This is a genomic window from Streptomyces sp. NPDC051064 (assembly GCF_044455985.1).
GTDB lineage: Bacteria > Actinomycetota > Actinomycetes > Streptomycetales > Streptomycetaceae > Streptomyces.
In genome coordinates this window covers 269,316-292,097 of record NZ_JBITFK010000009.1, presented here as the reverse complement: position 1 = coordinate 292,097, position 22,782 = coordinate 269,316, and the positions used below count along the sequence as shown (strand labels likewise).

21 protein-coding genes, 1 pseudogene and 1 riboswitch are annotated in these 22,782 nt (G+C 72.7%); of the genes and pseudogenes, 19 read left to right on the top strand and 3 right to left on the bottom strand.

Translation table 11 applies throughout. The features are described from left to right. The first annotated feature begins 83 nt into the window (after positions 1-83). The 14 genes from ACIBCU_RS30155 (at position 84) to ACIBCU_RS30090 (ending at position 13,528) form a co-directional block, all read left to right on the top strand. Positions 84-1,718, top strand: coding sequence for a glycoside hydrolase family 13 protein (locus ACIBCU_RS30155; protein WP_399235295.1), 1,635 nt, complete (start codon positions 84-86; stop codon positions 1,716-1,718). 32 nt (positions 1,719-1,750) lie between these two features. Continuing rightward, the gene (locus ACIBCU_RS30150) at positions 1,751-2,068 is read left to right on the top strand and encodes a cupin (RefSeq protein WP_362932083.1); all 318 of its coding nucleotides are present in this window, start codon (positions 1,751-1,753) and stop codon (positions 2,066-2,068) included. Positions 2,069-2,178: 110 nt separating this feature from the next. Further along, positions 2,179-3,084, top strand: coding sequence for a YihY/virulence factor BrkB family protein (locus ACIBCU_RS30145; protein WP_399235293.1), 906 nt, complete (start codon positions 2,179-2,181; stop codon positions 3,082-3,084). A gap of 49 nt (positions 3,085-3,133) precedes the next feature. Beyond that, positions 3,134-3,826 carry a GNAT family N-acetyltransferase gene (locus ACIBCU_RS30140; protein WP_362932079.1) on the top strand — a complete coding sequence of 231 codons (693 nt, stop codon included), beginning with the start codon at positions 3,134-3,136 and terminating at the stop codon, positions 3,824-3,826. A 5-nt stretch (positions 3,827-3,831) separates the two neighbouring features. Beyond that, positions 3,832-4,710, top strand: a complete 879-nt coding sequence (locus ACIBCU_RS30135) for an ABC transporter substrate-binding protein (protein WP_399235291.1) — start codon at positions 3,832-3,834, stop codon at positions 4,708-4,710. Between the two features lie 67 nt (positions 4,711-4,777). After that, the gene (locus ACIBCU_RS30130; RefSeq protein WP_399235290.1) at positions 4,778-5,431 is read left to right on the top strand and encodes a helix-turn-helix domain-containing protein; all 654 of its coding nucleotides are present in this window, start codon (positions 4,778-4,780) and stop codon (positions 5,429-5,431) included. Further along, positions 5,428-6,774 carry an MFS transporter gene (locus ACIBCU_RS30125; RefSeq protein ID WP_399235289.1) on the top strand — a complete coding sequence of 449 codons (1,347 nt, stop codon included), beginning with the start codon at positions 5,428-5,430 and terminating at the stop codon, positions 6,772-6,774. Before ACIBCU_RS30130 ends, ACIBCU_RS30125 begins: the two co-directional genes overlap by 4 nt. Positions 6,775-6,875: 101 nt before the next feature. Continuing rightward, positions 6,876-7,139, top strand: coding sequence for a type B 50S ribosomal protein L31 (locus ACIBCU_RS30120; RefSeq protein ID WP_099171537.1), 264 nt, complete (start codon positions 6,876-6,878; stop codon positions 7,137-7,139). 92 nt (positions 7,140-7,231) lie between these two features. Further along, on the top strand, positions 7,232-8,182 hold the full coding sequence (locus ACIBCU_RS30115; protein ID WP_362932072.1) for a carbohydrate kinase: 951 nt from the start codon (positions 7,232-7,234) through the stop codon (positions 8,180-8,182). A gap of 46 nt (positions 8,183-8,228) precedes the next feature. Next, positions 8,229-10,079 carry an acyl-CoA dehydrogenase gene (locus ACIBCU_RS30110; RefSeq protein ID WP_399235286.1) on the top strand — a complete coding sequence of 617 codons (1,851 nt, stop codon included), beginning with the start codon at positions 8,229-8,231 and terminating at the stop codon, positions 10,077-10,079. After that, positions 10,076-10,246, top strand: a complete 171-nt coding sequence (locus ACIBCU_RS30105; RefSeq protein WP_362932068.1) for a hypothetical protein — start codon at positions 10,076-10,078, stop codon at positions 10,244-10,246. The genes ACIBCU_RS30110 and ACIBCU_RS30105 overlap by 4 nt, the downstream gene beginning before the upstream one ends. 82 nt (positions 10,247-10,328) lie before the next feature. Continuing rightward, positions 10,329-10,516: riboswitch (cobalamin riboswitch) on the top strand. A 29-nt stretch (positions 10,517-10,545) separates the two neighbouring features. Further along, complete coding sequence (locus ACIBCU_RS30100) at positions 10,546-11,619, top strand: ABC transporter substrate-binding protein (protein ID WP_399235283.1); 1,074 nt, start codon at positions 10,546-10,548, stop codon at positions 11,617-11,619. Next, complete coding sequence (locus tag ACIBCU_RS30095) at positions 11,616-12,701, top strand: FecCD family ABC transporter permease (protein WP_399235281.1); 1,086 nt, start codon at positions 11,616-11,618, stop codon at positions 12,699-12,701. The genes ACIBCU_RS30100 and ACIBCU_RS30095 overlap by 4 nt, the downstream gene beginning before the upstream one ends. Further along, positions 12,698-13,528 (top strand): ABC transporter ATP-binding protein, encoded by an 831-nt coding sequence (locus ACIBCU_RS30090; RefSeq protein ID WP_399235279.1) that lies wholly within the window; start codon positions 12,698-12,700, stop codon positions 13,526-13,528. Before ACIBCU_RS30095 ends, ACIBCU_RS30090 begins: the two co-directional genes overlap by 4 nt. Positions 13,529-13,585: 57 nt before the next feature. Here the strand turns inward: ACIBCU_RS30090 and ACIBCU_RS30085 are convergent, their stop codons facing one another. Next, entirely contained in the window at positions 13,586-14,593 is a 1,008-nt protein-coding gene (locus tag ACIBCU_RS30085; protein WP_362932062.1) for a PRC and DUF2382 domain-containing protein, read from the bottom strand. Positions 14,594-14,967: 374 nt separating this feature from the next. On the opposite strand from ACIBCU_RS30085, the gene ACIBCU_RS30080 reads away from it, so the two are divergent. Together ACIBCU_RS30080 and ACIBCU_RS30075 are read left to right on the top strand one after the other, a co-directional pair. Continuing rightward, the gene (locus tag ACIBCU_RS30080; protein WP_399235277.1) at positions 14,968-15,555 is read left to right on the top strand and encodes an adenosylcobinamide amidohydrolase; all 588 of its coding nucleotides are present in this window, start codon (positions 14,968-14,970) and stop codon (positions 15,553-15,555) included. A 48-nt stretch (positions 15,556-15,603) separates the two neighbouring features. After that, positions 15,604-16,497, top strand: coding sequence for an NAD(P)-dependent oxidoreductase (locus ACIBCU_RS30075; protein ID WP_399235275.1), 894 nt, complete (start codon positions 15,604-15,606; stop codon positions 16,495-16,497). A gap of 16 nt (positions 16,498-16,513) precedes the next feature. On the opposite strand, the pseudogene ACIBCU_RS30070 reads toward ACIBCU_RS30075, so the two are convergent. Further along, positions 16,514-16,749 (bottom strand): annotated as a pseudogene (locus ACIBCU_RS30070) (sulfite oxidase); the annotation flags it as partial. 151 nt (positions 16,750-16,900) lie between these two features. Beyond that, positions 16,901-17,773 carry an RNA polymerase sigma factor SigF gene (locus ACIBCU_RS30065; protein WP_399235273.1) on the bottom strand — a complete coding sequence of 291 codons (873 nt, stop codon included), beginning with the start codon at positions 17,771-17,773 and terminating at the stop codon, positions 16,901-16,903. 476 nt (positions 17,774-18,249) lie between these two features. On the opposite strand from ACIBCU_RS30065, the gene ACIBCU_RS30060 reads away from it, so the two are divergent. From ACIBCU_RS30060 to ACIBCU_RS30050, 3 genes are all read left to right on the top strand, one after another. Further along, complete coding sequence (locus ACIBCU_RS30060) at positions 18,250-19,116, top strand: GNAT family N-acetyltransferase (protein WP_399235271.1); 867 nt, start codon at positions 18,250-18,252, stop codon at positions 19,114-19,116. A 30-nt stretch (positions 19,117-19,146) separates the two neighbouring features. Next, a complete protein-coding gene (locus ACIBCU_RS30055; protein ID WP_399235423.1) occupies positions 19,147-20,340 on the top strand; it encodes a PP2C family protein-serine/threonine phosphatase in 1,194 nt (397 codons plus the stop codon). Between the two features lie 336 nt (positions 20,341-20,676). Continuing rightward, a complete protein-coding gene (locus ACIBCU_RS30050) occupies positions 20,677-22,461 on the top strand; it encodes a cholesterol oxidase substrate-binding domain-containing protein (RefSeq protein WP_362932052.1) in 1,785 nt (594 codons plus the stop codon). Positions 22,462-22,782 lie beyond the last annotated feature (321 nt).

Below are 22,782 nucleotides of genomic sequence, written 5' to 3'. Positions count from 1 at the left end.
CAGCACTCCGCCACCGGCCCTCCCTCCGCACGCCCCGCGTACGGGCCGGGGGCGGAGTACCTCCTGCCCGAAAGGAACGCCACGTGGCAGCCAACCCTCCGACCGAGGCCACCGCACCGTGGTGGCGCGACGCCGCCATCTACCAGATCTACGTACGCAGCTTCGCCGACGGCGACGGAGACGGCACCGGCGATCTCGCGGGAGTACGGGCCAGGCTGCCCTACCTGGTCGAACTGGGCGTCGACGCACTGTGGTTCACCCCCTGGTACCTCTCCCCGCTCGCCGACGGCGGCTACGACGTCGCCGACTACCGCGCCATCGACCCCGCCTTCGGCCATCTCGCCGAGGCGGAGAAGCTGATCGCCGAGGCCCGTGACCTGGGCATCCGCACCATCATCGACATCGTCCCCAACCACGTCTCCGACCGGCACAGCTGGTTCCGGGCGGCGTTGGCCGCCGACCCCGGCAGCCCCGAGCGCGAGCTCTTCCACTTCCGGGAGGGACGTGGCGCCCAGGGGGAGATCCCGCCCAACGACTGGGTCTCCGAATTCGGCGGCACCCCCTGGACCAGGGTCGGGGACGGTCAGTGGTACCTGCACCTGTTCGCCCCGGGACAGCCTGACCTCAACTGGGCACACCCCGCGGTCCGACAGGAGCACGAGGACGTCCTGCGCTTCTGGTTCGACCGGGGCGTCGCCGGTGTGCGCATCGACTCGGCGGCCCTGCTCGCCAAGGACCCCGCCCTGCCCGACTTCGTCAAGGACACCGACCCCCACCCGTACATCGACCGCGACGAACTCCACGACATCTACCGCTCATGGCGTGCCATCGCCGACGGGTACGACGGCATCTTCGTCGGCGAGGTCTGGCTCCCCGACTCCGAGCGCTTCGCCCGCTATCTGCGGCCCGACGAGCTGCACACCGCGTTCAACTTCAACTTCCTGGCCTGCCCCTGGGATGCCGGGCTGCTGCGCTCCACGATCGACGACACGCTCACCGAGCACGCCCCGGTGGGAGCTCCCGCCACCTGGGTGCTGTGCAACCACGACGTGACCCGCACGGTCACCCGCTACGGACGGGAGGCCACCGGCTTCGACTTCGCGGCGAAGGTCTTCGGCACCCCCACCGACCTGGAGCTCGGCACCCGCAGGGCACGGGCGGCCGCCCTCCTCTCCCTGGCGCTGCCGGGGGCCGTCTACCTCTACCAGGGCGAGGAGCTCGGACTGCCCGAGGCCGACATCCCCCGCGAGCGGATCCAGGACCCCATGCACCTGCGTTCGGGCGGCATCGACCCGGGACGGGACGGCTGCAGGGTGCCGCTGCCGTGGTCCGCGGAGGAGCCGTACGCGGGCTTCGGGTCCACGGTCGAACCCTGGCTGCCGCAGCCGGCGGACTGGTCCTCGTATGCCGCCGAAGGGCAGAGCGCCGCCCCCGGCTCCATGCTCACCCTCTACCGGGAGGCGCTGCGACTGCGCCGCGTCGAACCGGGCTTCGCCGCCGCCCCCGGTGAGACGGCCGACGGCAGACTGAACTGGCTGCCCTCGTCACCGGGTGTCCTCGCGTTCATGCGGACCCACGGCCTGATCTGCGTCGTCAACCTCTCGGGGAGCACCATGCCGCTGCCCGACCACGACGAGATGCTGCTGACCAGCGGCCCTCTGGACCCCTCCGGCCTGCTGCCGGACGATACGGCGGCCTGGCTGCGCCGGACGCGATAGCGGGGGAGCGGGGACTGCGGCACAGTGGTCGTATGGATGATCTCAACGCTCTCGCCGACGAGCACCTGGCCGCAGCCCGCGCCAATGCGCACGGGCGCAGCGCGCACCTGCTGCTGCGCCAGGAACCCCTGCGGCAGACGGTGATCGCGCTCACCGAGGGGTCCGCCCTCGACGAGCACAACGCGCCTCCCGCCGCGTCACTCCAGGTGCTGCGCGGCGCGGTCCGGCTCACCGCGGGATCCGGGGACGTGGAGCTCGCGGCGGGCCGGCTGCACCCCATCCCGCAGGAGCGGCACGGACTGCTGGCCCTGGAGGACGCGGTGGTGCTGCTCACCGCCGTCAACGACTGAGCCGTGCCCGGAGTACATCCGCGGGACCGAGGCATGAGAGAAAGGGAGCAGCCGGGCCGCCGTGAGGCGTCCCGGCCATCCGCCTTTCCCACGTCCCCCGGAGTAACCGCGTGCCCAGCAGGACCGACGGCCCAGTCGCGGAACGAACCGCACCCCCGGCAGGGCGCCCCGCGCGGAGGAATTGGCGCACCGCTCTGCGCCGGACCCCCGTATCACTGTGGAACGACGACCTCTCCGACTGGGCGGCCGCCCTCACCTACTACGCCATCCTGGCGCTGCTCCCGGCCCTCCTCGTCACCGTCTCCGTCATCGGCCTGGCCAACCCCGGCGCCACCAACGCCCTGATCGCCGACATCACGGCCTTCGCGCCGGCCGAGTCCGGAGCGGCCTTGCGCCGGCCCCTGGAGGCGGCCACCCGGGAACGCACCGCTGTCTGGCTGCTCGTCGCCACCGGCAGCGTGAGCGCCGTGTGGTCCGCGTCCAGCTATCTGGCCGTCTTCCGCAGGGCGATGCACGCGATGCACCGGGTGAAGGACACCAGGCCGCCGCTGCGCCAGGCGCACATCATCGTGGTCTCGGCCATCGGGCTGCTCGTCCTGCTGATGGCCAGCGCCTTCGCCCTCGTGCTCACCGGTCCCCTGGCGCGCTGGCTCGGCCGTCGGGCGGGACTGGCGCAGGCCGGCGAGACGCTGTGGGAGGGGCTGAAGTGGCCCGTCCTGCTCTGTCTGGTCGCCTGCCTCATCCTGGTCCTCTTCAGTACCGGACCGCGCTCCGCGCGACGTGTGCGGCTGGCGCTGCCCGGCGGGGTGCTCGCGGCCCTCCTGTGGCTGATCGCCTCTGCCGGTTTCGCGCTGTACGCGACCCACATCGCCAGCTACAGCCGGCTGTACGGCTCACTGGCAGGCGTGGTGGTCTTCCTGATCTGGATCTGGTTCACCAACCTGGCGCTCCTGACCGGCGCCCAGTTCAACGTCGAACTCGCCCGCACGGACGTCCAGGAGCGTGAGGTGTCCTGATGCGCCTCCGGGCCTTGTGGGAGCGCTCCCAGGGGTGAAGGATGGGGCGATGACCGCGACCGCGTACGTACGCCCCTATCGCCCCGCCGACCGCGAGGCCCTCGCGGACATCTGTGTCCGCACGGCCGACAACGGCGGGGACAGTACCCACCTCTACCCGGATCCGGGGCTGATGCCCGCACTGTTCGCCGAGCCGTACGCCCACCTGGAACCGGAGCTGACCTTCGTCCTGGACGACGGCTCCGGGCGCGCGGTCGGATACGTCCTGGGGACCGCGGACACGCGGTGGTTCGCCGGTGCATTCAGGGAGGTCTGGCTCCCCCTGGTGACGGACCGTTTCCCCGAGCCGGATGGTGAACCCGAGACGCTCACCGACGCGATGACGGCGCTCCTGTACCGCCCGGAGCGCATGATCCTTCCGGAGCTGGCCGAACACCCCGCACACCTGCACATCGACCTGCTGCCGCCGTGGCAGCGCAAGGGGTACGGCAGGGAGCTGATGGGCGCCTTCCTGGGTGCGCTGCACGGGAAGGGGGTCCGGGCCGTCCATCTGTCCATGCTGACGGCGAACGCCCCTGCCAGGGCGTTCTACGACCGGCTCGGATTCCAGGTGATCGACGTACCCGACCCCGGGCCGCTCACCTATCTGGGGCGCACCACGGAGGGTGTGGAGCCGGCGGGCTGGGCAGGAAGTGGGTGGCGAGCCCGGGAGAGGGCCCGGGCCGCCGGTTCGGAAGGGTGAGTCGTATGACGCGGCAGAGCGCGTGGAGTTTCGCGGACGACCGGGGCCGGCTGGTGGTGGCGGACCGACGGCCGTCCCGGGTGCTCGCGTACGTCCAGGCGGGAGCGACGCTGTGGGACCACGGGATACGCCCGGAGGGGATCTTCGGCTCCGGGCACGACGGGGCGGAGCCCGACCGGGCGAAGACCGGCACCCTCCCGCTGGACTCCGTGGACTACCGGGGCGCGGGTGACGACCTGGACGTCGACACGCTGTTACGCGGCAGGCCCGACCTGGTCGTCGCCGTCAGCTACGGCCATGGCCAGATCTACGGACTGGACGCGGACACCGCCAAGCACCTGGAGGAGCGCGTCCCGGTCGTCGTGATCGACGTGGGCCAGGCGCGCACCCTGGACCGGGTCGCCGAGCGGTTCGCCGAACTCGCGCGCTCGCTCGGAGGTGCCTCCGGCCCCGATGTCGCGGAGGAGCTGCGGGCTGCCCGCGAGCGGCTCGGCGCGGCTGCCCGTGACCCCGCCGGTCCCAGGGTGGTGGCCCTCTCGCCCGCGGGTCCGGAGCAGGCGTATGTCGCCCGCCCCCAGATGTGGCCCGAACTGCGGGTGCTGGCCGAGCTCGGGGTCGGCCTGGTGTCCCCGCCGGCGGGAGCCGGGGTCAACTGGGCCACCGTCGACTGGGCGGAGGCCGCGGCCCTGGAGCCCGCCATCGTCCTGACGGACATCCGGTCCAACGCGGTCCCGCTCGACGAGATCACCGCCCCCGCCTGGGAAGCCGCCGGGCGCGGCGCGCGGACCGTGCCGTGGAACCCCCAACCGCTGTGCAGTCCACAGGCTCACGCGCGTTTCCTCGAGCTCGTCGCGGAGGCCGTGGAGGAGGCCTCAGGAGACTGAGCAAGTTTCCCAAAAATATTCTGCAAAAACTATTTGGGAGAATTCGGATGCGCTCTAGGCTGCCGCCATGGACAGCGACGCGACGCACCGTCTGCTCGATCCCGAGCGGGACCCGGCGGCCCTGAAGGCCCTCACGCACCCCCTGCGGCTGAGGCTGCTGGGCCTCCTCAGGCTGCACGGTCCCGCAACCGCGAGCGAGCTGGCGGTCAGCACGGGGGAGTCGTCCGCCTCGACCAGCTACCACCTGCGGGTGCTCGCCAAGTACGCCTTCGTCGCGGAGGCGGAGCACCGCGACGGTCGTGAGCGCCGCTGGCAGGCCGTGCACTCCGTCACCTCCGCGGACAACGCGGCCATGCTGGCGACGCCCGCGGGCCGGGCGATGCTGGTGCTGGGCCGGCGCCGCCAGCTCGAGCACCTGCAGCAGTCCATGGAGCAGCACGAGGCGGACATCGACGCGGGCCGCCTCGGCGAGGAATGGCACGACTCCTCGGGGATCGACGACCTGATGCCGCGGCTGACGCCGGAGTCCCTCCGCGAACTCCGCGACGCGATGGCGGAGAAGCTCGCCGAGCTGACCGCACGCGACGAGCACGACCCCCGTGCCCGGCAGGTCGTGCTGCTCACCGCCGGACTCCCGCTGGCCCCGGACGGGCCGGCCGCGCCCGCCGCCGACGCCGCGCCCGCCGCCGACGCCGCGCCCGCCGCCGGAAGAGCCCGGTGACCCCGCCGCCGGGATGCGGGAAGGCCACCGCCGCCACGCCCGACGAACGCACGGCGCGCCGCAGGTTCGTCGCCGTGTCCTTCCTCTTCTGGCTCCCCGCAGGCCTCGTCATGGCGCCGATGGTGCTGCTCTTCACCGAGCGCGGCCTGGCCCTCACCGCCGTCGCCGCCGCATTCGCCGCACACTCCTTGACCGCCGCCGCTCTGGAGCTCCCCACCGGCGGTCTCTCCGACGTCATCGGCCGCCGCGCCGTCCTGGCCGGCGCCGGTCTGCTCAACGCCTGCGCCCTCACGCTCATGGGCCTCGGCACCGCCCCATGGGTGATCGCCCTCGGCGCGGCCCTCATGGGCGCGGGCCGCGCCCTGTCCAGCGGGCCCGCCGAAGCCTGGTACGTCGACACCGTGCACGCCCGTTCCGGCCCCGACGCCGATCTCCGTAAGGGGCTGGCGCGCGGCAGCGCCGCCTCGTCCGGCGCCGTCGCGCTCGGCGTCCTCCTCGGAGGGGCGCTGCCCTGGCTGCTCGGTCTCGGCCCGGACCCGGGAGCCCGGCTGCGGGCGCTCACCTCGGACCTGGTCCTGCCTCTCTCCGTACCCGTGCTCCTCGGTGTGGTCATCGACGTCGTCTTCGTCGGCTACGTCCTGACCGTCCTGACGGAGCCGCCCCGCCCCGCGGCCACCCTGCGCGGCGTCCTGCGGGGCGTTCCCGGTGTTGTCGCCGCGGGGCTCAGGCTCGGCGCCGGGGACGCGCTGATCCGGCGCATCCTGATGACCACGGGCGCCGCGGGTACGGCTCTCGCCGCTCTCGAACTGCTCACCCCGGGCCGCGCCGCCGCGCTGACCGGGACCGCGGAGTCCGGTGCGGTCCTCTTCGCCGGCCTGGCCGCCGCCGGATTCGCGTGCTCGGCGCTCGGCAGCCGGCTGGCCCCGCTCGTCGCCCGGCTCGCGGGAGACGCGGAACGCGCGGTCCTGGCGAGCCTCGGCGCGAGCGTGGCCGGTCTGCTGGCGCTCGGCGCCACCGTGTCCGCCACCGGGCCGCCCGCGCTGACCATGGCCGTCGTCGGATACGGACTGGTCTATCTGGGCCTGGGCGCCGCAGGGCCTACCGAGAACGACCTCCTGCACCGCCGCGTCGACACCTCCGGCCGGGCGACGGCCCTCTCCGTGCAGTCGCTGGCCCGGCAACTCGTGGGGGCGGCCGCCGGCCTGGTCATCGGCGCACTGCCCGCAGGGCCTCTGCCCTGGCTGCTCGGTGCCGTGGTGCTGCTGGCCGGAGCACTGCTGTGGACCCGGCGCACGGCCTCCGCTCCGAAGGCCGTCCCCGCTCCCGGGTGGGACGGGGGCTGATCCGCTGCTCCGTACGGACGTCCCGAATCGCGCCCGCCCCCGCCGTTCGGGACGCTGGCCCGAAGCCGGGACGCGAGATCCCCGTACTTCCAGGAGCAGAGATGCAGCAGGACAAGCACCCGTCGTACCGTCCCGTGGTCTTCCGTGACCGTTCCGCCGGGTACGCCTTTCTGACCCGGTCCACCGCGTCGAGCGAGCAGACGATCGACTGGGACGACGGCAACAGCTACCCGGTCATCGACGTGGAGATCTCCGCCGAGAGCCACCCGTTCTTCACCGGTAAGGCGAGGGTGGTCGACACCGAGGGCCAGGTCGCCAAGTTCGAGCGGCGCTACGGCGACGAGGGGCGTGGCGACGCCTCCTGAGCCCCGGGTCACCACGGCTCCCCGCACCCGGGCAGAATCGGCGGCAGTTCGTCCCCTCACCACGACCGCCCGCTCTCCAGGAGACCCGCCCCATGCCCGACAGCCCCGACCTGCTGGTCATCGGCGAATGCGTCGCCGACATCGTCCGGCTGCCGGGCGCGCCGGACCGGACCCACCCCGGCGGCAGCCCCGCGAACGTCGCGTACGGTCTGGCCAGACTGGGCCGGGGCACCACCCTGATCACCCAGCTCGGCCCGGACCCCGACGGGCGGCTGATCGAGGAGCACCTGGCTTCGGCCGGGGTGCGGGTCCTCGACGACGGCAGCGGCGCGCCCACTCCCGCCGCCACGGTGGACCTCGACGAGGCGGGCCGGGCCACGTACAGCTTCGAGATCAGCTGGACGCTGGGCCCGGTCGCGTGGACCGGGGAGCCGCCCCGGCACGTCCACACCGGGTCCCTCGCCACCGCCCTGGACCCCGGCGCGGACACCGTCCTGGACCTCGTCGGGTCACTCCGCGCGGCGGCGACCGTCAGTTACGACCCCAACGTCCGGCCCGGACTGATGGGGGACCACGCCCGTGCCGTACGCCGCGCCGAGCACTGGGTGGCGCTCAGCGACATCGTCAAGGCCAGCGACGAGGACCTGAGATGGCTGTACCCGGACGAGGCGCCGGAGACGGCCGCCGAGCGGTGGCTGCGCTCCGGGCCCGCGGTCGTCCTGGTCACCCGGGGCGCCGGAGGGGCGACGGCCTTCGTGCCGGGCGGGGCCGTGAGCGCCGGCGCGCCACCCGTCAGGGTCGCGGACACGGTGGGCGCAGGCGACGCCTTCATGTCCGCCTCGCTGCACGCCCTGGCCTCGTACGGACTGCTCGGAGGACAGGCCCGCGCCCGGCTGCGCTCGCTGGACGCCGCCGTCCTGGGCGACGTGCTGCGCCACGCCGTGGCGTCGGCCGCTGTGACCGTCGGACGGGCGGGCGCCCTGCCTCCCGACGAGGAGGAGCTGGCGGCGGCCCTGACCGGCGTGCCGGTCCCGGAGCCGTAGACCGTCCAGGGGTGTCCTCGCCCGCACCACGGTCGTTGATTTCGTTATGACCGTGACCCTTACCGACACCGCCCCACCCTCCACCACCGAACTGCTGACCGCCGTCGTCCTCGGCCCGGAATACCGCCGCGAGCACGGATTCTGGCAGCGGCTGATCAGCACAGAACCGTTCCGCCGCCCCGCCGGCGGAACGCCCGAAGAGCGACTGGACCTCGCCTACGACCGGTTGCGGATCCTCAACCTCTCCCTCGACAGCGGAGCACGCCTTGCTGCCGACCCCCGCGCGCTGGCCGCCCTGCACGCCTGGCTCGGCCCGGTGGACCCCGCGCTGACCACCGTGGCGGGCATCCACTACAACCTCTTCCTCGGCAGCCTCCTCGACCACGACTGCGCCGGCCGCCGCGACCTGTCGGACTATCTGTCGATGCGGCGCATCGGCACCTTCCTCTGTACGGAAGTGGCACACGGCAACAACGCCGCGGCCATGGAGACCACCGCCACCTACGACCGTGAGCGGGACGGCTTCGTCCTGCACACCCCGAACCCGGGCGCTCAGAAGTTCATGCCCAACACCAGCCCGGCGGGCGGAGCGAAGTCCGGTCTGGTCGCCGCCCGCCTGGTGGCCGACGGCTCCGACCACGGGGTACGCCTCTTCCTGGTGCCGCTCACCGACGACGCGCAGGCGCTGCCCGGTATCCGGGTACGGCGGCTCCCGGCCCGGATGGGCAGCCCGGTGGACCACTGCCTGACCTCGTTCGACCGGCTCTTCGTGGCACGGGACGCCCTGCTGGGATCAGCCGAGGAGGGCGACGCGCCAGGGGAGTTCAGAACGGGACGGGGGGACAGGCGGCGGCGCTTCCTCACCTCGATCGGGCGGGTCACCCCCGGCCGGATCTCCATGAGCGCCTGCGCGGCGGGCTCGGCCCGCGCGACCCTGGCCGTCGCCGTACGCTACGGCGGCCACCGGATGATCTCCGGCTCACGGGGCGCCCCACCGGTGCCGGTGAACGCCCACCGGACGCACCACGGACCGCTCGCCTCGGCCATGGCCATGGTCTTCGCCATGAGCCTGCTGTACCGCAGGGCGCAGGAACGCTGGGAAGCCTGTACGGACGAGGACGCCCGGACGGACGCGGTACGTCTGGTCGATGTCGCCAAGGCGTGGATCACCTGGCGGGCCCGCGACGTCATCGTCGAGAGCCGTGAACGCTGCGGCGCGCAGGCGCTGCTGGAGAACAACGGCATGACCGAACTCGTCACGGGCGTGGAGGGGGCCATCACCGCGGAGGGCGACAACATCGCCCTGTACGCCAAGGCGGCGGCCGACATGCTGTTGGCCGCCGAGCCCGGCGGTGACGACGCCCCGGACCGGGCCCCGCACCCCGGTGACCTCGCCGACCCGTACTTCCTGGGCCGGCTCCTCGCCTCGGTCCAGGACATCTGGTTCGCCCGGGCCAGGGCCCGCGCGCTGCGGGCACCCGACGCCGACACCCTCGGCCGGTGGAACGCGGCCTCGGGTCCCGCAATGCGCGGGGTCGAGGCCTACGCGTACCGGCAGGCCGCCGAGGCCTACGCCGAGGCCCGCGCGACGCTGCCCGAGGGGGCGGCCAGGGACCGGCTCGGGGACCTGGAGCGGCTGTTCGCCCTCGAATGGGTGTCCCGCAACAGCGGTGACCTGCTGGCCGCCGGCCTCCTGAGCGCCGCTCAGGTGGACGCCCTGCCCGAGGCCGTCGAGGAGCTCCTCACGGCCGTCGCCGCGCACGCCCCGGAGCTGGCCGACTCCTTCGCGCTGCCCGAGGAACTGCTCGCCGACTGGCCGATCGCCGGACCCGGCTACGCGGACGCGTACGACGACCCCGGGGGCCCGTGGAACACCCGCCCGGCGGACGCCCGATGAGCGCCGGAGGCAAGGGGCGGGCCGTCCGCTGCCGCCTGGGCGAGCACCTGGAGATCCTGGGACTGCGCACCGTCCTGCTCGCCTACTGGGGCACCACGTCCGTGCTCGCCCGCCGCGGCGGGAAGCCGCAGGCCGATGGCGGCGAATCGGTTCACCCCAAGCGCTGACCCGCGCGACGGCCGGCCGGTACGGAGGGGGAGAAGCCCCCGCCGTACCGGCTACGGCCCCCGAGGCCGCCGGCGCGCCGCGTGATAGCTTGCAGGCGCCAGTCACACTCCACGTGGAGTCAGGGAATCCGGTGAGAATCCGGAGCTGACGCGCAGCGGTGAGGGGGACGGGCGGGGCCACAGCCACTGGAACACCCTCGGGTGCACCGGGAAGGCGCCTCGTCCGGACGAACCCGAGTCCGAAGACCTGCTGGCAACCGCTTCCGCACCGGGAGCGGAACTCCGTACGGGCTCCGCGCATGAGCCCAGAGAATGCCGAGGACTCCGTGCCGCTCATAGCCAGCACCGTACGCCGAACAGCCCTGCTCATCGCGGGACTTGTGTTTCTGACCGCCTGCGGCGGAGGCGGGAACACTCCCGACGGCGCAGCACGGGACGCCGCCGGCGACGGCTTTCCCGTGACGCTCAAGAACTGCGGCCGTACGGTGACCGTCGACGCGGCACCGCGTCACGCCGTCTCCCTCAACCAGGGATCGACGGAGATCCTGCTCTCCCTGGGCCTCGCCGACAGGCTGGCCGCCACCGCGACCTGGACGGACCCGGTGATGAAGGGCCTGGAGAAGGACGAATCCACGGTGAAGCGCCTCGCCGAGAACCAGCCCTCCTCCGAGAAGGTCCTCGCCGAGGAACCCGACTTCGTCAGCGCCTCGTTCGAGTCCACCCTCGGCAAAGGCGGGGTGGCGTCCCGCGACCAGTTCGAGGAGCTCGGCGTACCGACGTACCTCGCACCCTCCGACTGCGCGGGCAAGGACAACACCGGCAGCAGCGACGGCTCACGCTCCAAGCCCCTGACCATGGACCGCGTCTACGGCGAAGTACGCGACCTGGCCAAGGTGTTCGGCGTCCCGGAACGGGGCGAGAAGCTGGTGAAGAGCCTCCGTGGCCGCATCGAGAGGGCGACCGCGGACATCGACGCGTCCGGCACCACGATGCTCTACTGGTTCGCCAACTCCGAGGCCCCGTACCTGGCCGGGTGCTGCGGCGCCCCCGGCATCATCACCGAGGAGCTCGGCGCGGAGAACGTCTTCGACGACACGCACGAGGAATGGCCCCAGGTCAACTGGGAGACGGTCGCCGACCGGAACCCCGACGTGCTGGTCATCGGGGACCTGACCCGGAAGTCGCAGACGGCCGAGAGCGCAGCGAAGAAGATCGAGTTCCTGGAGTCCAACCCCGCCACGAAGAACATGGACGCCGTCCGGCACAAGCGGTACGTCCTGCTGAGCGGCCAGGCGATGAATCCGACCATCCGGACCGTGGAGGGCGTGGAGCGCGTCGCCGCCGGGCTGCGCTCGTTCGGGCTCGCGGGGTGACGAGGAGCGAACGCGCCCCGGACGTACGGGTGGAGCAGCCGCCCGCGGTCCGGACGGCCCCCGGAGTCCGGGTCCTGCGCGACGGCGTCCTGTGGAGCGCCGGGGTCGCCCTGCTCGTCCTGTCCGTCGCGGTCGCCGTCACGATCGGACCCGCCCGTATCTCCGTCCCGGACGTCTGGTCCGCGGTGGCCTCGCACCTCGGCCTGGGAGACGGGCGGCTGACCCCGATCCGGGACGGCATCATCTGGAACCTGCGCATGCCCCGCACCCTGCTCGCCGCGGTGTGCGGGGCCGGGCTCGCGGTGTGCGGCACCGTGATGCAGTCGCTGCTGCGCAACCCGCTGGCGGACCCCTTCGTCCTCGGCGTCTCCTCCGGGGCGTCCACCGGGGCGGTCGTGGTCGTCGTCCTGGGTGTCGGCGGGGGAGCGGTGTCGGTCTCCGGCGGTGCGTTCGTCGGGGCACTGTGCTCGTTCGCCCTCGTCCTGCTGCTCAGCCACACCCTCGGCGGATCCACCGACCGGGTCGTCCTCTCCGGGGTCGCCGCCATGCAGCTCTTCTCCGCGCTCACGTCCTTCGTCGTGATGACCGCCGCCGACGCCGAGCAGACCCGGGGCGTGCTCTTCTGGCTGCTCGGCTCGCTGAGCGGGGTGGGCTGGAGCGATGTGTGGATGTGCTCGGCCGTGCTGGCCGTGACGCTGCTGATCTGCCTCGGCCACGCCCGTACGCTCGACGCCTTCGCCTTCGGCCAGGACGCCGCGGCCGCCCTCGGGGTGCACGTGGGACGCACCCGGATCGTGCTGCTCTGCACCACCGCGCTCCTGACGGCGGCGCTGGTCAGTTCGGCGGGCGCCATCGGCTTCGTCGGCCTCGTCCTGCCGCACGCCGCCCGGGCGCTGACGGGTTCGGGGCACCGGCGGCTGCTGCCGGTGACCGCTCTCGCCGGGGCCGTGTTCCTGGTCTGGGTCGACACCCTGGCCAGGACCGTCCTCGACCCGCAGGAGGTCCCGGTCGGTGTGGTCACCTCCCTCATCGGGGTGCCCGTCTTCGTCCTCATCCTCCACCGCACCCGGAGGAGCGCGTGAACCGGACAGCGGCCCCCGGCGAAGGCCTGCGGGCCGACCGGGTCAGCAGGGAGGCCGGCGGGCGGATCGTCCTCGACGGAGTGAGCATCGCGCCGCCGCCCGGCACCACCGTCGGGCTCCTGGGGCCCAACGGCTCCGGCAAGACCACGCTGCTGCGGGTGATGGCGGGCGTAGTCGCCCCGGGCGCGGGCGTCGTCACCCTCGACGGCCGCCCGCTCGCCGAGACCGGCCGGCGAGGCGTGGCCCGTCGCGTGGCCGTCGTCGACCAGCACGCGGTCACCCAGGTCGACCTGAGCGTGCTGGACGTCGTACGCCTCGGCCGCATCCCGCACCGGCGGGCGTGGTCCGCGCCCGGACCCGAGGACGACGCCGCCGTACGCGAGGCACTGGCGCGCACCGGGCTCGCCGACCGCGCCGCACAGTCCTGGCACACCCTGTCGGGCGGCGAGCGGCAGCGGGTGCAGATCGCCCGCGCCCTCGCCCAGCAGCCGCGTGAACTCCTGCTGGACGAACCCACCAACCACCTGGACATCCAGCACCAGCTGGAGCTGCTCTCCCTGGTCGCCGCGCTGCCCGTCACCGCGGTGGTCGCGCTGCACGACCTCAATCTGGCCGCCATGTTCTGCGACCGGGTCACGGTCATGAAGGAAGGCCGGGTGGTCGCCGGCGGAACGCCCTCGGAGGTGATCACCGAGGAACTCATCGCCGATGTCTACCGGGTACGCGCGGTGGTCACGCCGGAAGGGCCCGACGGGCGCCCCTCCGTGCGGTTCCTGCCGGGAGAGGCCGTCCACCGGCGGCAGCGCCACGAGAGGGCGGGCCCGTGAACCACCCGGGTCCGCCCCTCGCTACTGTCGCGCGGCCTTTCGCCGCTGTGTGAGGGGTCAGCGACGACGTCCCTGGCCGAACTCGCCGCCCATGTCCTTGCCGCTGCCCATGTCGTCCTTGCCGTCCGCGTAGTCGATCTTCTCCTTGCGGAGCTCGGCGGAGACTTCCTTCTGCTCGGTGACCTTGCTGGTTTCGAGACGGACCCGTTCCACGGGGACAGCCTCCTTGCGGACGGTGGCTCGTTCGGCGTGCAGGGTGACTTCGACGTCCTGTTCGCCGAGGTCGTTCGTGCCCTTCACACCTGTGACCTTCTCGCCCGGCTGCAGAGGCTCGCGCACCACGCGCACCTCCTCGTGGGACACCGGCACCGTCCGCGTGACGTTCTCGGTCACGACGTACTTGTGCAGGCGTGCCCTCCCGCTCTCGTACTCCTCCGTGCCGACCTGGAGCTGCTCCTCGGACCGGACCATCTCCTCACGGCCGCCGGCACCCGCGGCGGACCGCTCGGCTCCGGCTCCGGCGAGCGGGCGGGACGTGGAGGAGGTCTCCGTGTCGCGGTGCCTGCCCGCGCCGGCACCGGTGGTGCCCATGCCGGCGGTGGTGCCGGTGGCCTTCGCCTGGCCGCCGGAGGTCGTGCGGGCGGTGCCGGCCGCACCGGCTGCCCCCGCGGCACCCATGGCTCCCGTTCCGGTCCCGGACGTCGTGCGCGCGTCGCCGCCCGCTCCGGCGCGTCCGGTGGCCTTCCTGGTCATCCCGTAGTGCCGGTAGAGCTCCTCCTCCTCCGATACGGAGAGGTGCGCGTCCGCGTCCACCCGCGGGGCGTCCTTGACGCGGTCCTTCGGATGCGAGACGTGCAGGTCGGAGCCCACCCGGCGGGCGCCGGCAAGCGGAACGAAGCTCTCCTTCATGCCGAACATGCCGGTCTTGACCGTGATCCAGTCGGGCTTGCCGGTGTCGTCGTCGACGTACACCCGCCCCACTGTGCCGACCTTCTCTCCGTCGCTGTCGTAGACGGTCAGACCGTCGAGTTCTCCGGAATCCGTGAAACCGTCAGCGGCTCCCATGGCCGATTCCTCCTCGCCCGGGCGCGTCCTGCGGTTGGGTCCAGCAGGTGAGGCGCGTCCGGCTTCCATCGCGCCTCACCCGGTTGGACGGTGCAACTTCCCGGCCTGAGCGGCGCGCGGCCCAGGACACCGGGGAGGGGCGGTGGCCCCGATTCACGCGGCTATCGGCCCCGCCACACGCGTTACGCCATTCGAGTGAGCACTCTCGCGGGTGCGCCGGGTGTGCGGTCCTGGCCCGCCCGTATGATCGACGCCGCTGCCGACGGTCGGCAGGCCTGTCACGGGGGTGCGTCATCGGATCCGTAGTCATCCGTCCGCCTCGGCAGCGGGGCGAGCTGCTGGCCCGGCAGGAGGACGGCCTCGGGCTGCACCATATGGTCTGGCGGCTGGGGCCCGGGTGGCGGGTGTGCAGCAGTGCCGTGCTCGGCGGCGGGATCGGCCCGCGGGCCTGGATCCTGAACGCCCAGGTGCCCGGCGGCTACCCCCGGCTCGACCCCGACCGGCACCTCGCCGAGATCGCGGCGACCGAGGCGCTCGACGGGCCGGGTGCCGGACTCATGACCGCCGCCGATGTCACCGCGTACACCGTCGCCGACGACGGCGGAGTGACCGCGACCGTCACCAGCGGCCTCGGCGTACGGGGATGGGCCGCGGCCCCGGCCGAGGGAACCGACGGCCCGCGGCCGCCCGGGACCGTCAACATCGTCGTCACCCTCCCCGTGGCGCTCTCCGACGCCGCCCTGGTCAACGCGGTGGCCACCGCCACCGAGGCGAAGGTCCAGGCGCTCGTGGACGCCGGACTCGACTGCTCCGGGACCCCGACCGACGCGGTGTGCGTCGCCGCGCCGGACCCGGGAGGGCAGCCCGGTGAGCCGTTCGCCGGACCGCGTTCGCGCTGGGGCGCGCGACTCGCCAGAGCCGTGCACCGCGCCGCCCTGGAGAGCGCCCTGCGGCAGTCTTGAGACCCACCGGTCCCGAGACCATCCCGCACCGACGAAGGGAACCTCCCCATGACCACCGCATCCCCCGCCGACGCCGCCCCCGGCACGCCGACCGTCGCGGTCCTCGGCACCGGGATCATGGGAGCCGGGATGGCCGGCAGCCTGCTCAGGCAGCAGCTCCCCGTCAGGGTCTGGAACCGCACACGGTCCAGGGCCGAACCGCTGGCCGCCCACGGCGCCACCGTGACGGACACGCCCGAGGAAGCGGTACGCGGAGCCGACGTCGTCCTCACCGCTCTGAACGACGGCCGAGCCGTGGCGGAGACCCTCACCGCCGCCACGCCCGGTCTGCGTCCGGGGCAGGTCTGGCTGCAGAGCGCCACCGTGGGCCTCGACGCCACGACCGACCTCGCCCACCGGGCCGCCGGGCTGGGGCTGGTCTACCTGGACGCCCCGGTTTCCGGCACGAAGCAGCCCGCGGAGCAGGGCACGCTCACCGTGTTCGTCTCGGGCCCCTCGAGCGCCCGCGCCACCGCACTGCCCGTCCTGGAGGCCATCGGCCGGCGCACCGTGTGGGTCGGAGAGGAACCGGGGGCCGCCACCCGGCTCAAGCTCGTCGCCAACACCTGGGTGATCAACATGGTCAACAGCGTGGCGGAGTGCCTCAACCTCGCGGAGGGACTCGGGCTCGACCCGCAGCTCTTCCTGGACGCCATGAAGGGCGGCCCGCTGGACACGCCGTATCTCCAGGGCAAGTCCGCGGCGGTGCTCTCCGGCGATCTCAGCCCGAGCTTCGCGCTCTCCACCGCGCTCAAGGACTCCCGGCTGATCCTCGACGCGGCCGAGGCCTCCGGAGTGACGCTCGACCTGGTCGCCGCCTCCGCCGAGCGGTTCACCCGGGCGGAGGCGGCCGGACACGGCGGCCAGGACATGATCGCCACGTACTACGCGGGCCGGTCCTGACAGCCCTCGTCGGTCGGACCACGGTCACCGGGTGCCTCACCGGCGCGTCGAAGAGACAGCCCTGCGTGTTGTAAGCCGTCGTCTCCGACTGGGTGCGTCCCGCCCGGTCCGCGGCCCGCGCGAGCAGCACCCCCGGGCCGGGCGCCGTCGGAACCCGGCCGGCGGTCCACCGGACCCCGCTCCCGGCCCGGGGCTCGTCGCGCAGCCGTGCGCGGCGCCACCGTCGGTGCTGACCTCGACCGAACGCACCGGGTGCGCAGGAGGACGTCGTCCAGGGCCTTCGCCACCGGGAGGGGTCTGCGCACCCGGCCCGGTCGCGCACGTGGCCACGAAGCTGCATGCCGCCGCAACAACGCCGGGTCGGCCCCGTCACCGACGGAGCCGGCCCGGCGTCGGCCGTGGGTCAGTCCTGTGTGAACATCCCGCTGCGCAGCTTGCTGAGCATGCGGCTGAGCAGCCGGGAGACATGCATCTGCGAGATGCCGAGCTCCTCGCCGATCTGAGCCTGTGTCATCTCCTGGCCGAACCGCATGTCGATGATGCGGCGCTCACGCGCGTCGAGATCACCCAGCAGCGGGGCGAGCGTCTGGAGATTCTCCACCGTCTCCATCGCGGGGTCGGGCTCACCCAGGACATCCGCCATGGTGCGCCCGCCCGACGCGCGGCCCACCGGTTCCGCGGCGTCGGCCGGCAGGTCGATCGACCCCGCCGTGTAGCCGTTGGCCGCGACGAGGCCCTCGGCGATCTCCTCCTCGTCGAGGCCGAGGTACTCGGCGAGCTCCCGCACCGTGGGATCACGGTCGAGGCCCGTCGCGAGCGCCTCCTTCGCCTTCGCGAGATCCACCCGCAACTCCTGCAGCCGCCGCGGCACATGCACGGACCAGGTGGTGTCCCGGAAGAAGCGCTTGATCTCACCGACGATGTAGGGCACGGCGAACGAGGTGAACTCGACCTCGCGGGAGAGGTCGAAGCGGTCGATCGCCTTGATCAGACCGATGGTGCCGACCTGGACGATGTCCTCCATGTCGCCGCTGCCCCGGTTACGGAAGCGTCCGGCTGCGAACCGTACGAGGGAGAGGTTCATCTCGATGAGGGTGTTCCGGGCGTACTGGTACTCGGCAGTGCCCTCGTCGATCTCCCGCAGGGCGTCGAAGAAGAGCTTCGACAGCTTCCGTGCGTCCCGGGGGGCGACCTGTCCGGCGTCCTCGATCCAGGGGAGCCCGTCCGGGGCACCTGCCCGTTCCGCGGCGGCGGTCTGTGCAGTGTGCAGGGTCATCCCGTCACGCTCCTCAGATTGCGGGCCCTGAGGTGTATGCGCCTGCCCGATGGTCCGCAACTCATGCGGGCGAAAGTCGATTTGAGCCACAGTCATGCCCGGATTGGCCGAAAATGACCGTGATCATCCTCCGGGTCACGACGGCGGAGCTCCGTGCTCTGCGGGGGGACGCAGAACCGCCCCACCGGTACGGGGGAGCCCGGTGGGGCGATCGTATCCAGAGTGCCACAGGCCGAGGTCCGTTGGGGCCGTATCCCGCGCAGTGGTGCGCGATTCGCCGGACCGGCCGCGTGTTCGTACGCCCCGCCCCAGGCACCGGTCCGCCCGGCTCCTTTGCGACACCACGGCGGCAGGACGCCCTGGTGAGCGCGTTGATTGCATGTGTGTGAACGGTCCGGCCGCCCGGGAATAGAAGCGGGCCCGCCGGCCTTCCAACCCTGTCCCCGGCCGCCGACACCGACGGAGTGAGAGAGTCCATGCCCGAGGCCACATCCCCGCTCACGAACCCGCCCACGTCACGGAGCACGCACCCGTCCACGCCGCGTACGACGGAGCCGTCCACCGCGAGGGTGCCCGGCCCCGGTGCGGAGACCGAAGAGCCCCATCCGCTGGACAACCCCGCCCGCGCCTCGCTGACCGGCCCGCACTCCCACTTCGCCGAGCGGCGCGGCCGCATCCTGCGCTACCGCCCCGACGTCACCCCTTGGCTCGCTCTGCCGGACGCGCCCGACGCCCAGGACTGGGCCGACGTCGCCGCACTCGCGGGGCCTGGCGCGCCCGTCACTCTCACCGCCTTCCGCGAGCCCCCGCCCGCCGACTGGGAGATCGTCTTCCAGGCCGAGGGTGTCCAGCTGGTGGACGACTCGGTGGACACCGCCCCCGATCCGGAGGCCGTGCTGCTCGGCCCCGCCGACGTGCCGGACATGCTGGACCTGGTCGAGCGCACCCGCCCCGGCCCGTTCCTGCCGCGCACCGTGGAGCTCGGTACCTATCTCGGGATCCGCCGCGCAGGAGTCCTGGTCGCGATGGCGGGGGAGCGGCTGCACCCACCCGGCTGGACGGAGATCAGTGGCGTCTGCACAGACAGCTCCGTACGGGGTCAAGGACTCGCGACGCGCCTCGTCAGGGCGGTCGCCCACGGCATCAGGGAGCGGGGCGAGACACCCTTCCTGCACGCCGCCGCGTCGAACACCTCCGCAATCCGGCTCTACGAATCCCTCGGCTTCACCCTGCGCCGCAGGACCGCCTTCCTCTCGGCCCTCGTCCCGGCGGAGGCGGAGCCGCACGCCGACGCCAGGACCCGGGGCCAGGGGACGGGTAGCTTGGAACACGTGGGGCGTTAGGGACGAACAGGCGGGAGGCGTGCCGTGGTCATGGGACTCCGGCGCCCGTCGGCGGCGCGCAGCCTTCCGCTGCCCGGCGTCGATCCGGGGGAGACCGAGGCGGGCGCCTCCCGGATCGGGAACTGGGCGCTCGCTCTGTGGCTCCTCCTGCTGACCGTCGCGGTCGTCCTCCTCGACTCCCTCACCGGCAACGACCTCCCTCTCATCCCGCTCATGGTGGTGCTGCCGGCGCTGGCGTCGGTCTTCTGCACGGTGCGCCAGACCGCGGCCATGGCGGTATGGGTCACGCTGGTCGTCGTCGGATCCCGGATAGCCTCGACCGGGGCTTTCTGGGACGTGGTCTTCCTCATCGGCTTCACCGTCCTCGCCAGCGCCCTGGGCGTCGTCGCCTGTGCCGCACGCATCCGGCACGCCACCGAGGTGGCGAGGCTGCGCTCGGCGGCCGTCGCGCTACAGCGCCAGATACTGCGCCCGCTCCCCGTCGTCACACGGCAGGTCTGTGCCCACGGGCTCTACGAGCCGATCGAGGAGGACCGCTTCGTCGGCGGCGACATCTACGAGGTCGTGCAGTCGCCCCATGGGACCCGCGTGATCATCGGCGATGTGCAGGGCAAGGGGCTGCCCGCGATCGGGGCGGGATTCGCAGCCCTCGGAGCGTTCAGGGAGGCAGCCATCAGGGAGCCCGAGCTCACCGCCGTGGCCGACGCCGTCGAGGACGCCGTCGTCCGGCACAACGCCTTCTCCGCCGAGACCGGTGAGGACGAACGCTTCGTCACCGCCCTGCTGCTCGGTTTCGACGGTGGTGAGCGGGTGCGGGCCGTCAACTGCGGCCATCTGCCGCCGCGGCTGCTGTGCGACGGGGCAGCGTCGGTGGTCGCCCTGCACCGGACGTCCGTGCCGCTGGGGATGGCGGACCTCAGCGGCGATGCGCGCGCGGCCGAGTGGATCGGGTTTCCGCCGGATGCCGCTCTGCTGGTCTTCACCGACGGGGTGACGGAAGCGCGCGACGAGGCGGGCGCCTTCTACCCGCTCGACGAGCGGCTCCGCCTATGGGCGGGGCGTGAGCCGGATCAGGCTCTCGAAGCCCTCCAGGCCGACCTGGAGAGCTTCTCCGGCGGGGTACGCCGCGACGACGTCGCCGTGCTGATCCTGAGCAGGCCGCCGGACGGCGGGTGCGCGGCCGTGTCCCCCCAGGATCCCGCGAGTACCAGCTCCACCGAGTAGCACCCCGCGAAGCAGCCGGTCTCGTCGCCATGGCCCGTGAACCGCACGCAGGAGTTACCCATGGGACAGTGTTGCGCGCTGAGGCAGCAGCGTGCGGCGAAGCGGCGGCCGTCGACGAGGAGATCGTCGATCCGCATGGCGCTGGCGGTGACGTTCTTGCGGGCCGGGGCCGCGTGTGCGATCAGCTGCTCGCCAAGAAGTGGGGCCCCCGCACGGTCGGCCCCGGGCGCCGGCGGGTGATGCGGTCGGGCCCGTCCATACACCCCCCGGTGAAAGTCCTGCGGGCATTTCGGCGTAAGCGCGAGCGCACCGTGGGAGCCGCCTAGGTTCATTGCCATGCCTGATTCTCCTGACTTCACGTCACCGACCCTCCCTCCCTCCCGGCGCGGCGTGCTGCGTGCGGCGGCTGTCGTCGGCGGAGCCCTCGGGATTCCCGCAGGGGTGCATGCCGCGGCCGGGCCGCCCGCCGTGGCGGCACCGTCCCTCATCCCGTCGGAGCCTCCCGAACTGCCTTCCGGACTGGAGGCGTACCGCACCCCTTACATCAACTGGGCCGGCGAGATCACCCACGCCGGACTGTGGGCCTGCGCTCCCCGAACCGGTCAGGACCTCGCCGATCTCGCGAACTGGGCGCACGCCAACGGCTGGCGCCTGCGTGCACGTGGCAAGGCGCACAACTGGTCACCCCTCACCATCACCGGGCCCACCGAATCGGACCGGCAGGTGCTGCTGCTGGACACCACCAAGCACCTGACACACATGGAACTCGCGGATCCGCCGGCCGGTGCTCCCGGTGCCGTCCGGGCTCAGACCGGGGTGACCCTGGAGACGCTCACGGCTTTCCTCGCCGATCACGGGCTGGCTGTCACCAACACCCCCGCACCGGGCGAGCTGACGCTCGGCGGCACGCTGGCCATCGACGCCCACGGCACCAGCGTGCCCGCGGTGGGGGAGACCGCGCGTCCGGGCCACACCTACGGCACCCTGAGCAACCTCGTCCTGTCGCTCACCGCCGTCGTCTGGGACACCGCCCGGTCCGCGTACGTGGTGCGTACCTTCCACCGGGGATCCGACAAGGAGTGCGAGGCGCTGGCCGCGCACATCGGCCGGTCCCTCGTCTTCGAAGTGGTCCTCCAGGCCGGCGAGGAGGTCCCCCTGCGGTGCCGGAGCCGGGTCGACCTCACCAGTGACGAACTGTTCGCCGCCCCGGGCAGCGCGCTCGCGGCCCGGGGCAACACCTTCGCCGACTTCCTGGACCGCTCGGGGCGGGTGGAGGCGATCTGGTTCGCCTTCACGGACAAGCCGTGGCTGAAGGTGTGGAGCCTCAGCCCCGAGCGTCCCGCCACGGCCAGGACGGTGTACCACCCGTACAACTATCCGTTCAGCGACTCGGTCCCCACGCCCGTCGCCCGCATCGTCGGTCGCATGCTGGGGGAGGGTGCCTGGTATCTGGCCCCGGCCTTCGGCGCCGCTCAGTACACCGTGGCGGCGACCGGGCTGGCCGCCACCTTCGCCACGGACCTGTGGGGCGCGGCACACAACCTGCAGTTCTACATCCGCCCCACGACACTCCGGGAGACCGCCAACGGGTATGCCGTCCTCACGCGGCGCGCCGACGTGCAGCGCGTCGTCTCGCAGTTCGCGGCCTATTACAGCGAGCAGCTCAAGACACGGGCCGCACGCGGAGAGTTCCCCGTCAACGGCCAGGTCGAGATCCGTGTGGGCGGACTGGACCGGCCCGAGGAGGTGGCGGCTCCCGGTGCCAGGCCGCCCCTGCTCTCCGTCGTACGGCCGCCCGTGGACCGGCCGGAGTTCGACTGCGCGGTGTGGATCGACGTCCTCACCCAGCCGACGACCCCCGGGGCCCACGCGTTCTACCGGGACCTGGAGCGCTTCCTGTTCGCCACGTTCGACGGGGACTACGCCCTCACCCGCGTCGAGTGGTCCAAGGGCTGGGCGTACACGGACACGGAGGCGTGGGCGGATCCGGAGGTCATCGGAACCGCCGTCCCGGCCTCGTTCGGCCCGGGTCAGTGGGCGGAGGCCGTGGGGATGCTCGACCGCCTGGATCCCCACGGTGTCTTCGGGAACGCCTTCACCGAGCGGCTGGTCAGAGTATGAGCGGCCGCGCCTGACGGGGTGCCCGCCCGTGACCAGTGAGCCGTGGAGGGCCTGTCTTCGCAGGCCGCGAAGGTACTCACCGAGTTTCCGGCCCCGCCGGGGGGTGACCCACGACGTCCTCGACATCGCGGTGCGCTCCCCGTGGGGCTGGCCGCAGCGGAACGCCGTTGACTTCCCTGTTGGATGGGCGTGTTGAAGCCAATCGAGCAGCGGTGGATGCGTGGCGGGTTGGAGTACGTTCTGGGTGCCCGAGAACCGTCAGGTGGGGGATCGGGTGCCTGTGGGGAGGCAGGCCGTACCGTCCTGCGAGCCGGATGCGGC